The sequence below is a fragment of the Paenibacillus turicensis genome, assembly GCF_050461185.1.
GTDB lineage: Bacteria > Bacillota > Bacilli > Paenibacillales > Paenibacillaceae > Fontibacillus > Fontibacillus turicensis_A.
In genome coordinates this window covers 1,045,658-1,059,405 of the sequence record NZ_JBCMOR010000005.1, presented here as the reverse complement: position 1 = coordinate 1,059,405, position 13,748 = coordinate 1,045,658, and the positions used below count along the sequence as shown (strand labels likewise).

The 13,748-nt window shown below is 36.9% G+C and carries 18 protein-coding genes; 17 read left to right on the top strand and 1 reads right to left on the bottom strand.

Features of this window, described 5'->3' with window-relative positions; translation table 11 throughout:
* Positions 1 to 66: 66 nt before the first annotated feature.
* The 14 genes from ABE099_RS07055 (at position 67) to ABE099_RS06990 (ending at position 10,507) form a co-directional block, all read left to right on the top strand.
* Complete coding sequence (locus ABE099_RS07055) at positions 67 to 630, top strand: hypothetical protein (protein WP_430028761.1); 564 nt, start codon at positions 67 to 69, stop codon at positions 628 to 630.
* Between the two features lie 174 nt (positions 631 to 804).
* Positions 805 to 1,191, top strand: coding sequence for a GntR family transcriptional regulator (locus ABE099_RS07050; RefSeq protein WP_430028759.1), 387 nt, complete (start codon positions 805 to 807; stop codon positions 1,189 to 1,191).
* On the top strand, positions 1,191 to 2,063 hold the full coding sequence (locus ABE099_RS07045; RefSeq protein WP_430028757.1) for an ABC transporter ATP-binding protein: 873 nt from the start codon (positions 1,191 to 1,193) through the stop codon (positions 2,061 to 2,063). The genes ABE099_RS07050 and ABE099_RS07045 overlap by 1 nt, the downstream gene beginning before the upstream one ends.
* Positions 2,056 to 2,694: an ABC-2 transporter permease gene (locus ABE099_RS07040; protein ID WP_430028755.1), complete on the top strand. Its 639-nt coding sequence runs from the start codon at positions 2,056 to 2,058 to the stop codon at positions 2,692 to 2,694. Before ABE099_RS07045 ends, ABE099_RS07040 begins: the two co-directional genes overlap by 8 nt.
* 73 nt (positions 2,695 to 2,767) lie before the next feature.
* Positions 2,768 to 3,556, top strand: coding sequence for an SDR family oxidoreductase (locus ABE099_RS07035; protein ID WP_430028753.1), 789 nt, complete (start codon positions 2,768 to 2,770; stop codon positions 3,554 to 3,556).
* Between the two features lie 190 nt (positions 3,557 to 3,746).
* A complete protein-coding gene (locus ABE099_RS07030) occupies positions 3,747 to 4,106 on the top strand; it encodes a helix-turn-helix transcriptional regulator (RefSeq protein WP_430028751.1) in 360 nt (119 codons plus the stop codon).
* Between the two features lie 172 nt (positions 4,107 to 4,278).
* Positions 4,279 to 4,905, top strand: coding sequence for an FMN-dependent NADH-azoreductase (locus ABE099_RS07025; protein ID WP_430028749.1), 627 nt, complete (start codon positions 4,279 to 4,281; stop codon positions 4,903 to 4,905).
* Between the two features lie 125 nt (positions 4,906 to 5,030).
* Positions 5,031 to 5,603 (top strand): GNAT family N-acetyltransferase, encoded by a 573-nt coding sequence (locus ABE099_RS07020; protein WP_430028747.1) that lies wholly within the window; start codon positions 5,031 to 5,033, stop codon positions 5,601 to 5,603.
* Positions 5,604 to 5,780: 177 nt separating this feature from the next.
* Positions 5,781 to 6,494 (top strand): MgtC/SapB family protein, encoded by a 714-nt coding sequence (locus ABE099_RS07015; RefSeq protein ID WP_430028745.1) that lies wholly within the window; start codon positions 5,781 to 5,783, stop codon positions 6,492 to 6,494.
* A gap of 112 nt (positions 6,495 to 6,606) precedes the next feature.
* Positions 6,607 to 7,302, top strand: a complete 696-nt coding sequence (locus tag ABE099_RS07010) for a response regulator transcription factor (RefSeq protein ID WP_430028743.1) — start codon at positions 6,607 to 6,609, stop codon at positions 7,300 to 7,302.
* A complete protein-coding gene (locus ABE099_RS07005; protein ID WP_430028741.1) occupies positions 7,292 to 8,389 on the top strand; it encodes a sensor histidine kinase in 1,098 nt (365 codons plus the stop codon). The genes ABE099_RS07010 and ABE099_RS07005 overlap by 11 nt, the downstream gene beginning before the upstream one ends.
* Positions 8,390 to 8,554: 165 nt before the next feature.
* Positions 8,555 to 9,046, top strand: coding sequence for an RNA polymerase sigma factor (locus tag ABE099_RS07000; protein ID WP_430028739.1), 492 nt, complete (start codon positions 8,555 to 8,557; stop codon positions 9,044 to 9,046).
* A gap of 83 nt (positions 9,047 to 9,129) precedes the next feature.
* Positions 9,130 to 9,978 carry an aldo/keto reductase gene (locus tag ABE099_RS06995; RefSeq protein ID WP_430028737.1) on the top strand — a complete coding sequence of 283 codons (849 nt, stop codon included), beginning with the start codon at positions 9,130 to 9,132 and terminating at the stop codon, positions 9,976 to 9,978.
* 133 nt (positions 9,979 to 10,111) lie between these two features.
* Positions 10,112 to 10,507, top strand: a complete 396-nt coding sequence (locus tag ABE099_RS06990; protein ID WP_430028735.1) for a hypothetical protein — start codon at positions 10,112 to 10,114, stop codon at positions 10,505 to 10,507.
* An 84-nt stretch (positions 10,508 to 10,591) separates the two neighbouring features.
* Here the strand turns inward: ABE099_RS06990 and ABE099_RS06985 are convergent, their stop codons facing one another.
* Positions 10,592 to 11,791: a multidrug effflux MFS transporter gene (locus tag ABE099_RS06985; RefSeq protein ID WP_430028733.1), complete on the bottom strand. Its 1,200-nt coding sequence runs from the start codon at positions 11,789 to 11,791 to the stop codon at positions 10,592 to 10,594.
* Between the two features lie 161 nt (positions 11,792 to 11,952).
* On the opposite strand from ABE099_RS06985, the gene ABE099_RS06980 reads away from it, so the two are divergent.
* The 3 genes from ABE099_RS06980 to ABE099_RS06970 all read left to right on the top strand — a co-directional run bounded on the left by ABE099_RS06980 (position 11,953) and on the right by ABE099_RS06970 (position 13,646).
* A complete protein-coding gene (locus ABE099_RS06980) occupies positions 11,953 to 12,144 on the top strand; it encodes a hypothetical protein (protein WP_430028731.1) in 192 nt (63 codons plus the stop codon).
* A gap of 99 nt (positions 12,145 to 12,243) precedes the next feature.
* Entirely contained in the window at positions 12,244 to 13,425 is a 1,182-nt protein-coding gene (locus ABE099_RS06975; protein ID WP_210087896.1) for an MFS transporter, read from the top strand.
* A gap of 65 nt (positions 13,426 to 13,490) precedes the next feature.
* Complete coding sequence (locus tag ABE099_RS06970; protein WP_430028728.1) at positions 13,491 to 13,646, top strand: hypothetical protein; 156 nt, start codon at positions 13,491 to 13,493, stop codon at positions 13,644 to 13,646.
* The last annotated feature ends 102 nt before the right edge of the window (positions 13,647 to 13,748 follow it).

Here is a 13,748-nt window from a genome sequence, read left to right as displayed (position 1 = left end):
TGTCTTGAAATGATATAATTTTTATACTTCATGAATTGACTTGGACATTTGTCAGGGGGTGAACTGTTGCATTTTAAGGAAAATTCCTCCATGATTGCTTCAGTATGTCAATTTGAATTACCAATAGAGAGAGAGTTTGAGGGTAAATTTTGTGAGGCTTGTTATGAAATTAAGGGAAAAGAGCGAAGAGAATATTTATATGCTTCAGATCAAAAAGAAATAGAGCTTAAAGAATGTGAAGCCTTTGTGGAAAAAATGTTGTGGAGTAACTGCTCGATCGGAGACATTCCTGCCCTTACCTTTTCTAAGCATAAATTTGATGAAATCCTTCGGTGTTTTGATGAACTTGATAGTGAAGACATTATTCATGATTTGCTTCAGTCGTGTCAAGATGAGGCAAGCGTAATTTCTTTAGTACGTTGTATGAAAAATGCGAACTCTAATGGCACAGTTTTTATGCGTGCTTGGCAAGAAAACAGATGGAATCAACAGCAATTTTCATTTATATGTAGTCAGTCCATGAATTGGATTATACGTTCAAGCTCGGTAGCTGAAGAGGATTGGCTCATTGCAAGTCCAATGTCACGTCAAACGTTTGTAGAAATGTTATTGTTGTGGTACCAAAATTAAATAAATATGGTTATAAGCACATTTAACAGTAGGTACACACTATTTCCTACAGGATCCAAACCTTTCTTAGTTATAAAGAAAGGTTTTTTTGTACTTGTTTTTTTAATTTTAAGTGTGTATATTGTATATATACACGTGTTACGAAATATACATTTATTGATTAGGAAGGTGAACATGAAAATCGTATTATCCTCATCTTCAGATGAGTCTATTTATTTGCAGATTGTGAGACAAATTCGGGAAAGCATTTTACAAGGTGAGTTGGTGCCAGGAGAAGCGTTACCATCTATACGACAGCTCGCTAAGGATTTACAGATCAGTGTGATTACAACGAAGCGAGCATACAATGAACTTGAGCAAGCGGGATTGATTGATTCAATTGTTGGTAAAGGTTCCTTTGTATCCGGTGGGAATAAACAATTTATTATTGAGCAACGTACAAGGATGCTTGAGGATAAGCTAAGAGAGGTGCTTGCAGAGTGCCGAAGTTTATCCATTAGTACAGAGCAACTGATTCAAATGATTGAAGTGTTGCAGGTGGAAGAAGGGGGAGAAAACTGATGAATGCCGTAGAGTTGCAAGGTATTTGTAAAAATTATGGAAGTTATAAGGCACTAGATCATGTATCCATTGCAATACCTAAGGGGTATATTACGGGCTTAATAGGTCCAAACGGAGCTGGTAAAAGTACACTAATCCGAATGATGATGGGCTTGGTTTTGCCCGATGAGGGTGAAATTTCTATTTTAAATAACAAAAATATGATGTTAAAAAACGGAAGCTATAAGAAGCAAATTGGTTATGTCGCAGATGAAAGTATATTTTATGATCATCTTAATGCAATCCAAATGAAAAGTATCATTGCACCATTTTATGATAACTGGGATAAAGCTATTTTTGATAAATATATGAATTTGTTTGAGATTCCTTCGAAAAAGAAGCTGCGTACCTTTTCTAAAGGGATGAAAATGAAGTTCTCCCTGGCGCTTGCCCTTGCACAGCAACCCTCTTTATTGATTATGGATGAACCTACAGCGGGTCTCGATCCGATTGTCCGTCGTGAATTGCTTGATATTTTAGCTGATTACATTTTGGACGAAGAAAAAACTGTATTGTTTTCTACTCACTTAACGACAGATCTAGATAAAATTGCAGATTATATTGCTTTCCTTCATCAAGGTAAAATGGTGATGCATGATACAAAGGATCAAATTTTAGAACAATTTGTGTTGGTTAAGGGACCAACAAATATATTAGATGGGGATACACGTAAGGAGCTTATTGGCATAAGAGAAACTGCAGTTGGTTTTGAGGCGATGAGCAAAAATCGACAAAGAGCAGTTGCTATGTTTGGTAACCAGGTTATTTATGAGCACCCTACTTTAGAGGAAATTATGTATTACACTGTGAAGGGGGAGAAGGTCAATGCTTGATATGTTTAACCTTATGCGTAAGGAAATCATTATGATCAAAAATTACTTTTGGTTTATAGTAGGTTATTCTATATTTTTTAGATTTGCTTTCCAAGGCCAACAAACCTTGTTGCTAGAAGCACTAATTCCTTCAATGATTATTGTTATTGTTGTCGGAAGTGATTTGAAGTTAGTTTATCAGCAATTTCTAGTTAGTTTACCCCTTAGTCGAAAAAAGCTAGTCGCATCCAAATATGTAACATCATTAGTTCTCATCCTAGTTTCCCAATTATTGGTTGTTGGTGCTGATGCATTGGTTTCCTTACTATTGAATGGAAGCTGGCATTGGAATTGGATGAATGCTCAATTGGGTGGTCTAATTATTTTATTATTTTCATTTGTTTATTTACCAGTTAGTTATTGGTTAGGTCATATTGGTGCCAAATATATAAACACAGTAATGATGGTTGGCGCTATGATTGTGAGTGGAGTTTTTGGTGATCTGTGGCAAAGAAATCCGAATGCAGCATGGATCATGTGGGCGAACACGCATCAGACAGCGCTTATTATTTTCATTGCTTGTACATTACTGTTATTTGGCGTTATTTCATATATTATTTCTGTTTCTTTTTACAATAAAAAGGACTTTTAAATATCGGGTGTAGACTAGATCCCTTGGTTTTTGGGTAATATGAACGTGAGTAAAACCAAGGGAGTGTTTTATTATGACTACAGCACAGTTTCACGATCAGGTTGCTATAATTACAGGGGCAGGCTCCGGAATTGGACAAGCGGCAGCGATGAGATTAGCGCAAAGTGGGGCTAAGGTTGCTTTATTTGATCTCATTGATAAACGTACAGAGTCAACAAAGCAAGCCATTAATAAACGATACCCTGGTCATGCCGAGGCTTATGATGTAGATATTACAAATAGTGTACGTGTGCAAAAAGCAGTAGAAGACGTCGTTAAACAATTTGGTGGGGTGCATATTGTATTTGCGAATGCAGGTATTAACGGGACACTTGCTCCTATTGAGGAATTAAGTGTAGAGGAGTGGCAAAAAACATTAGATGTGAACTTAAACGGGACATTTCTAACGGTAAAGCACACAGTTCCTTACTTAAAAAAGCAAGGCGGGAGTATCGTTATTACGAGCTCTATCAATGGAAATGATCGTTTTGCGGGATTTGGTATGTCTGCCTATAGCACAACCAAAGCAGGACAAGTTGCCTTCTCTAAAATGCTTGCACTGGAACTGGCGAAATATAACATACGGGTAAATGCCATTTGTCCGGGTGCGATCGATACCAATATTGATGCCTCTACTAAAATAAGTGATGAGCTACAAGAAATCGTCATTCCAGTTGAGTATCCAGAAGGTTCTCAACCACTTGCACATGCCGCAGGTAAAGCTCATCAGGTTGCTGATTTAGTTGCTTTCTTAGTTTCTAACGAAGCAAGTCACATTACTGGGGCGCGAATTGTAATTGATGGTGCAGAATCTCTACTTTAAATTGTAATTCATCTCTAGGAACACTTTAGAAATTAAAGCTACAGTGCAACCCGTGCTCTTGCGTTATTCTGCGTAAGAGCTTTTTATGTTGTCTATTTTTATTGAAAAATTATACAAATATTGTGATTTAACGTACAATCATCATTATAGGGTTTTTTACGTTAGCTAAAAATCTGAAGGGAGAACAAGAATGGCGTTTATGATCGCACAAAGGGCTTATTTAAAGCTGTTTTTAATTGGAATGGTGGAAAAGCGTAAAGGATATGGTTATGAAATGCTGGAGGAATTAAAAGAGCAGTTCCGTCCATTTGGTTATGTTCCTCCTCAAAGTGAAATTTATCGCGCATTACATGAACTTGTCCAAGATGGAATTTTATATCGAACGAAACGATTAAAGGGGAACGATCCAACGATCGATTTTCAAGAAATTGTATTGTATCATTTTACGGAAGATGGAGTGACGAAAGCAGATTTATATAAAAAACAAGTAAAAATAGATTTGGATCGATGTCTTGGTATGTTAAACAAGGCAGTACATGATCATTACTAAATTGCTGGTCAATTTATGTAAATCATTATTATTTACTGAAAACTTGAAATTTACATGAAATTTTGTATTGACAAATATCACACTATAAACGATACTGTTAAATAGAAAGTAACATTACTTTTAAACATTACTTTACAAAAATAAGTGTATTTAATCAGGAGGAATTATTTAGATGGCAAACGTATTATTCGTTAAAGCAAACAACCGCCCGGCGGATCAATCACCAACTGTACAATTGTACGATGCATTTCTTCAAAATTATAAGGAAGCTAATCCTAGTGATCAAATTACTGAATTAAACTTATTCGAAGTTGACCTTCCTTACTATGATAACAACATGATGAATGGCTTGTTCAAGCTTGCTAATGGTTACCCAGTTAGTGCTGAAGAACAACAAATGGCTGACGTTGCAAACAAATATTTGGATCAATTCATGGCTGCAGATAAAGTTGTATTTGCATTCCCTTTATGGAACTTCACCGTACCAGCACAACTAGTAACTTACATTGGCTACTTGAGCCAAGCAGGTAAAACGTTCAAATATACAGCAGAAGGTCCTGTAGGTCTAATTACTGACAAGAAGGTCGCTCTTCTTAACTCACGTGGTGGCGTATATTCCGAAGGTCCAGCAGCATCACTTGAAATGTCTATGAACTTTGTTAAAGCTATGCTTGGTTTGTGGGGAGTTAGCAATGCGGAAGAGGTTGTTATCGAAGGACACAACCAATTCCCAGATCGTAAAGATCAAATTATTGCAGATGGCTTGAAGGCTGCTGCTGAGCTTGCTTCTAAGTTCTAATTAAAAGGCTAAACAACACTTTAAAGTAATTAACATAATTAAATTTTATTTTAAAATTAAAGCATCCAGTACCTGGATGCTTTTTTTTATGGCATAATATATAACTAAGAACAGGAGGATGTATCATGGAATTTACTTTTAAACCTACTTTATCTAATGAAACCGTTACTTTAAGACCATTTTGTGAAGAAGACATTCCAGCTATGCTTGAGATGCTAACGATGCCAAATGTAAATAATTTAACGGGGGTATCTGATACCTTTTTGACCGAAAGAATTCAATTAACAGACGATGTAAAACAAAAAACGACAGAGTGGTATAAAACAAGAAACAGCCAACAGGATCGCCTTGATCTCGCGATTGAATATAATGGTGTTGTTGTAGGTGAGGTTGTCATTAATTCATATGATGAAATAAAAAACCAGGCTAATTTTCGTGTGTTAATTTCTGATGATTATGTCAATAAGGGTATAGGGAGCAACGCTTTAACATTACTGCTTCCTTATGTTTTTAATGAGGTTGGATTAAGTGCGTTAACATTAGATGTATTTGAATTTAATCCAAGGGCAAGTCATGTATATAAGAAAGTAGGCTTTGAAGAAATCGGACGCCTAAAAAATGAAATCGAAGTTGATGGTAAAAGCTACGATTCCATTGAAATGATTTTAACGAAAGAAAAGTATCATACGTTGTATTAGGCTAAGTATATAAATCAGCCTAAAGCAAGAGAAGAAAGCTAGGGTACTGATGGGCGATTTAACCTAGCCCCTCTGTACTTTAGTACTTTTTGCTTTAGTTAAGCTCAATTTTGCTTAGTGTACTTTGTGAAAAAATGCTTATATTGTTGTAAATGAGATGTTGAGGTGAATATCTTCATGCTGATAGACTGGATGGTTATCGTTAAGTTGTGTATCGCTTTATTGTTTGGGCTTTTTATTGGCATTGATCGTCAATTAAAACAAAAACCTCTTGGGATCAAGACATGTATGGTCATTTGTATTGCTAGTTGCTTGGTGACGATTGTATCTATACAGGCCTTTCATAAGTTTTCGGGACCGGACCATCCTAACATGGACCCAATGCGTTTAGCTGCACAAATTGTTAGCGGAATAGGTTTTTTGGGTGCGGGCGCAATTTTGCGGAGAAGTAATGAAGGGATTTCTGGGTTAACCTCAGCAGCGATGATTTGGGCAGCTTCTGGCATCGGAATTTCGATTGGGGCTGGCTTTATTATTGAAGCTGCAGTTAGCGTTATTTTGCTTATTATTGCGGTAAACTTTATCCCACATGTATTTCGACTTATAGGCCCGTATCGTATAAATCAACGTGATGTTGGTGTGAAAATTGTAATGAGCGAGCAAGGGGATATTGCTGAGCTTGTCCGTGTGATCGAAAGAAAAGGTCAAAAAGGAAAAGTAGCGAAGGAAAATGAACATCGTATTCATCGCCTAAAAATTAAAGATTTAGAGCAAGGACGCCAGCGTGTAGATATGGTTATTTCAGCTTCTGAGAAGGAATATGCTACAGATATTTATCAGTTTATCCGTCAAATTGATTATGTGATTAGTGTCGAAGTTGAGAACTTATAGTTGATGTGTACAGATCGTAATCAAATTTTAACCTTTTATTATCTAACTTCGCCATGTGTCATGATAAACTAGTAAAGACGTGCACTTTAGTCTAATAAAAGGATGATCCGAAATGAGTAAACAAATATTAATTGTAGATGATGATGAAAAAATAGCTAAGCTACTAGAAATATACCTCGTTAATGAAGGATTTGATATCTTTAAAGCTGATAATGGGATTACTGCATTAGAAATTGTTGATGAGCATCCAATCGATCTCATTATTTTAGATATTATGATTCCTAAAATGGATGGTATTGCAGTATGCATGAAAATTCGTGAGAGTAGAACAACCCCGATTTTAATGTTAAGTGCTAGAGATGGCGATATGGACAAAATTACGGGCTTAATGACAGGTGCGGATGATTATATGGTAAAGCCATTTAATCCACTAGAGTTGATTGCTAGAGTGAAATCCTTACTTCGACGTTCTTCCTACACCATCCAAAATAACCCTGTCCCCGCGGACAATATGATTAAATGTGGCTCCTTGTTAATTGACAAGGAAACGCATACAGCAATGGTGGATGGTAGACATGTGAAGCTAACTCCCATTGAGTTTAGTATTTTGTTTTTACTTGCCAGCTACCCAGGCCGCGTTTTTGGTTCAGAAGAAATATTTGAATTGATTTGGAGAGATAAATTTATTGACAGTAGCAATTCGGTGACCGTACATATCAGTCGATTGCGAGATAAGTTAGAAAAAGAAATGGCTGGTGAAAAGCTCATTCACACTGTTTGGGGAGTGGGATATAAAATTGAAGGCTAGTCTTAGATTTTTGGCGTGGCTGTTTTGGACAATCGTGACCTCCTTATGCTCCTTGCTTTTGTTAATTTTACTCACTAAATTATTTTATTTTATGTTCCCAGAGGTTAGTTTATATAATTTACTGGCATGGATAAATAGAAATATTGGCTTTCCTTTGGCATATTATATTTCTGGTGTCCCTATCCTTGTCCTTTTTTCCTTATATTTTTATCGGAGAAGTGTAAGAAGACACGAAAAAAAATATTTAAAGGAAATTATTGAACAAGTTCATAAAATTGAAGAAGGTGTTGTTCAGAAGATTACGGTGGAGCATGTCGGTGAATTAGGACAGCTTGCGAGTGATATTAATCGGATGCTAGAACGCCTAAGAACTTCGATGGAAGAGGAACGAAGAGCGGAGCAAACCAAAAGTGAATTAATTACGAATGTGTCCCATGACCTACGAACACCGCTTACCTCAATCACGGGTTATTTAGGGCTTATTGAGCAGGATCATTATCGTGACGAGGTGGAGCTACGTTATTACGTGACGATGGCTTATGAGGAATCCATTCGATTGCAGCAACTCTTACAGGATTTATTTGAGTATACAAGACTTCAAAATAAAGAAATGAAGCTAAATCGAACCACCTTAAATATAGTGGAGATGTTGTATCAGATCAGGGCGAATTTCTCCATTCAGCTTCAGGAAGCAGACATGGAATGTGACTTAAGGCTAACGACACAGCCTATTATTATATTTGCAGATGGAAATAAGCTTCGTCGTGTATACGAAAATTTGCTAAATAATGCGATTCGTTATGGAAATGATGGTAAACGTATTAATATTACGTGTTTCCTAGATGGAGAAGAAGTCGTGACAGAGGTAATAAATTATGGTGACCCTATTCCTGAAAATGATCTTCCCCATTTATTTGATCGGTTTTATCGTGTTGAAAAATCTCGTGCTAAGAATACGGGAGGTTCAGGAATTGGACTTGCGATTGCAAAGCATATCGTGGACCTGCATGGAGGTACGATTGAGGTAAGTAGTGATGAGAGCAGAACTGTGTTTACGGTTAGGCTTCCACAGGCTGATTTGTTTTAGGAAAAATAGTATATGCTGATGTAATTTGCCTAATTAAATCAACTGGTGTTGTTTTTGCTCATTATATGTTCCTTATTATTTCTTAATATATTTTTAATAAATATTTAGCAAGATATTAAACTCTTCCAGTCATAATGTATTTATGAGATAGAGGAGGAAGTTTGAATGAACGCTACTGGTATTGAATGTATGTATCGCAATTATAGTCATGATATTTATCGTTATATATTGTATTTAAGCCGTAATCATCATATTGCTGAGGATTTGACACAAGAAGTGTTTTTTCGAGCATATAAAAATAAAGATCAACTTGATGGAAAAAAAATGAAGGCATGGCTTTTACGTGTGGCTCATAATTCTTATATTGATTTGTTGCGGAAAGAAAATAGATGTATTACGTTAGAAAATGAATATTTTCACGATTGTCCTTGTTTTGAAACGCCTGAAAGTAACATGCTCGCGAAAGAGACCTATGGTGAATTTACTAGCAAGCTAGCGATTTTGCAGCCCAGACAGCAGCAAGCTGTATTGTTATATGACATTCATGGGTACTCTTATCAGGAATCTGCACAGATAATGGGAATTTCTTTATCCCAATTTAAAATTATTTTATATCGTGCTAGACAAAAACTAAAAAAAATGAGAGAAACAGCTTAAATTTTGAAGCGTTTCTTTTGCTTTTGGATGAGACATGCTTCATAATAAGAAAGGAATGTAACTGCAAAAGGAGGCTATGAAGCATGTCGAATGAGCTTAAACTTAACAGCAAGGTTACTTTGAATAATGGTGTACAAATGCCTTGGCTTGGACTAGGTGTTTTCTTGGCTAAAGAGGGAACTGAAGTGATACAAACTGTAAAGGCCGCACTTAAGTATGGTTATTTAAGCATTGATACGGCGGCTGCCTATAACAACGAGGAAGGTGTAGGACGTGCGATTGCCGAGTCTATTGCAGAAGGCACTGTTGCTCGTGAAGATATTTTTGTAACCTCTAAAGTATGGAATAGTAATCAAGGTTATGATTCAACGTTGGCAGCTTTTAATGAAAGCTTACATAAGCTGAACCTGGACTATTTAGACTTGTATTTAATACATTGGCCAGTAAAAGGTAAATATAAAGAAACTTGGCGTGCTTTAGAGAAAGTGTACGCTGAGGGGAAAGTAAAAGCGATTGGGGTTAGTAATTTTCAGGTACATCATTTGGATGATTTGTTGCAGGATGCGACGGTAGTTCCTGCGGTCAATCAGATTGAGCTTCATCCGTTGTTAGCACAACAACAATTAAGAGATTTTTGTAAAAGTAAAAATATTCAGGTAGAGGCATGGTCGCCACTGGGTCAAGGAAACTTGTTAGAACATGAATTATTGAAGAAAATTGCAGCTAAGCATGGCAAAACGACAGCGCAAATTATTTTGCGGTGGGATATTGAGTTAGGTGTGGTTACCATTCCTAAATCTGTTAAGGAACATCGCATTATCGAAAATGCAAATATTTTTGATTTCCAATTGGATGCCGAGGATATTGCTGCAATAGCTAAATTAAATGAAAATAAAAGATTTGGTTCAGACCCAGATAATTTTAACTTTTAAAAGTAAAGTTAATAAGATTTATGTTTTGCTCTAAATGCAGTATTGAAATGAAGATAAAGAAGTAAAAACTTGTCCCGGACTAGCTATGAAGAAATTCATCTGGACCGGGATTGTTATTGAACGGGGGGTTAGCGTGAAATCATCGCGGGGATACGGTTATTATATATTTTGGATCATTGGTGCAATCTTACTCGTGTATTATGGAAATCAATTTTTAGATTATGTACAACAAAATGGTGGAGCGCTGCACAAAATAAATTATATGATACTCGCCAAGATTGCTTATGGTCTAGTTTTAGGAGCATATTTATCTCTGTTTGAAGGATGGCCAAAACGAAGAAAATTCCACAAACCAATGTTTCTTATCGTGTTTATTCCTAGTATGCTGTTAGTTGTGTACCCCATCATTAATATTTATGTTGAACTGCCTTATCATAGCTTGTATCAGCAGGCAACAAAATGGGATGGACAATTTTGGTTTGGTTTAATAGCGGGGTCAACTTTAATGAAAAGCTTGTTTGGAAAATAGGAAAGGGAGTACTGGTACAATAAATGCGTCAATACTCCTATTATTTCTCTAATCTCTCCTAGTCTCTCAGCAGTACTTTTAGGCTTATCCTTTAACGTGTTGCTTAGTAGACTTCACCATAACGAGGTAACAGAGGATAGCGATGATTTCTGCACTTACAATGACAATCCCCATTGGTAGCGCATTATGGTCACCGGCTAAACCAACAAGTGGTGCGACAGAAGCGCCTAATATATACGGTGCAAGCCCTAGTAGTGCAGATGCACTACCTGCATGTTCATTTTGAGTTTGCATAGCTAATGAAAAGGTCGATGTACTTACCATCCCAACAGAGGCTACAACAAAAAATAGCGGAATAAGCAATAGGATCAGTGAACCTTGGGCTAGAATAACAAAAAGTAAGCTAATCGCTGCAACTACAGCAACGGATAAACCAATAAGAAGTAATCTTGCCTCCTTCACTTTACCAGCAAGTCTACCTGTAATTTGACTAGCGAATATTATACCTACACCGTTTATTGCAAAAATGAGACTATAGTTCTGCTCAGAAACATGATAAAGATTTTGTATTACAAAGGATGAGCCTGATATGTAAGCAAACATCGCTGCAGCAACAAAACCTTGGGATAAACAGTAGCCTATAAACCTTTTATCCTTTATTAGTTTACCAAAGGTAGTTAGTGTTCCTGACAATCCTCCAGATTGGCGTTTCGTTGTTGATAATGACTCAGGAAGTCCTAAAACAACTGAAATTGTCATGAGGACGCCGATGATGCTTAAGGTTACAAATACTCCACGCCAAGATACATAATTTAGTAGCTGTCCGCCAAAAATAGGAGCAAGGATAGGAGCAGCGCCATTGATTAGCATTAATGATGAATAAAATTTCGTTAGTTCAGTACCTGAGTATAAGTCTCGAACAACAGCGCGGGAAATCACGATTCCAGCAGCGCCAGCTAAACCTTGTATAAATCGAAACGTCACTAAAAGAAATACATCTGGTGCAAATACACATAGTAATGAACTGATGGCATAAATCATGAGTGAAACAATTAATGGCTTGCGTCTACCTAAGGCATCACTAAGTGGTCCCGCTACAATCTGTCCTAGAGCAAGTCCAAGGAGACAGGATGTAAGACTGAGTTGCACAGCCGAAGCGGTGGTATGTAGATCTTGAGCTAACTTAGGTAGAGCTGGAAGATACATATCTAAGGAAAGTGGGCCAAATGCAGATAAAGCGCCTAAAATAAAAATTTTTTGAGTACGGTCTTTTTTATGAATCATAATTGTGGCAACACTTCTTTCTAAAAATATTGACATTTTAACATTATACTTCAGTTCCTAAATAATTGTTAGTATCAATCAGTTGGACATGATGTACAGGATATTGCATTAGGCTTTGGATCAAATTGTTGTTGTAATCATGTTCGGAATGGTATATCATTGTGCCTGCTAGAGGTGAACGGAGGGAGTGTTACTTTAAATCTTTAATTATTGAAGATGCAGTAGCAGGAGATTTGGCACAAATTGTCGAAGTATACATTCAGACAATCACAGGACGGATGATTACAGCGTTGGAATGCTTATTGGGATTTGTTTTTGCTCACAACAAGCCTAGCCTTAAAATTGCTACATAAGTTTATTTTTGAAGAGTAGATTGAATACTAGAAAATGAGGTGTACTGGATTGTGAGTGTGGCTGAACTGCTTAAGAAGCCAAAGGAACGTAAGCTGCTAATGAGTGCTGGATTAAGTTGGATGTTTGATGCGATGGATGTCGGGATTTTGTCGTTTATTGCTGCTGATTTGACGATAAAGTGGGGGCTGTCTCCGCAGCAGACAGGATTATTCACAAGTGTAAATTCGATTGGCATGGCATTTGGAGCAGCAATTGCAGGTTTTATGGCGGATAAGCTTGGTCGTAAAAATGTATTGTTGTGGACTTTGCTTATTTTTTCGATTGCCAGTGGATTGTCCGCAGCAGCGACAAGTTTCGCAGTTTTGTGTGTGTTAAGATTTATTGCGGGGTTTGGTTTAGGGGGAGAGCTTCCTGTTGCCTCTACACTCGTATCTGAATCTGTTCCTGCACAAGATCGTGGCAGAGCTGTTGTATTATTGGAAAGCTTTTGGGCAGCAGGTTGGATTATGGCGGCATTAATTGCTTATTTCATAATTCCTGATTACGGCTGGCAAGCGGCATTCCTGATTGGAGCATTACCTGCGTTATATGCACTATACTTACGTAGAGCCATTAAAGATTCTCCGAAGTTTTTGAATCAGCAAAATGGGTATAATGTAGTTAAGAAGCTAAGCTTCAGACAATCCTTTGCTTCAGTGTGGCATGAAGAACATCGTCGTTCGACCGTGATGTTATGGATATTATGGTTTACGGTTGTTTTTTCGTATTATGGTATGTTTTTATGGTTGCCTTCTGTTATGGTGCTCAAAGGCTTTAGTTTAGTGAAAAGCTTTGAATATGTACTTATTATGACGTTGGCGCAACTCCCAGGCTATTTTACAGCGGCTTATTTTATTGAGAAATTTGGACGAAAATTTGTTTTATTTATTTATCTCGTTTTTACTGCGATTAGTGCAGTCTGGTTTGGAAATGCAACAACAGAATGGATGCTCATTGCTGCTGGAATAAGTTTATCCTTCTTTAACTTAGGTGCTTGGGGGGGGATGTATGCTTATACGCCGGAGTTGTATCCAACGAAAGTACGTTCTACAGGTGTAGGCCTTGCCGCTTCCTTTGGTCGCATAGGTGGTGTCATTGCTCCTTATTTAGTGGGGGTGCTTGTTGCTGGGAAAATAAGTGTGGGTTACATTTTTTGGATATTTTTTGTGACTATTATTATTGGTGCACTTGCTGTTTTATTTTTAGGAAAAGAAACAAAGGGTCAAGAGTTAATTGACTAAATAATTAATGATATTAACTAAAAGTGAACCGTTATGTTTAATCACATAGCAAAAGGGGAATGTATATGAAGATTATCATTACACAACTGGAAGCTGTGGAAAAAGGAATTTGGGCTGAAATTATGCTGATGTTTGGTATCACTGAGGATGATGAGGTTTGGGAAAAGGAGCAATTTATTTTAACTGAGGAGCAGGCAAAAAAGCTTGGCGTGATATCCTAGTATGATGAATAAGTCAATTCCTAAAAGTAAACATTATAAAAAAGAGCCAAAAAGTGAACAAAATCTACGTATATTGACTTTATTCCAATAAAAAAATCACTT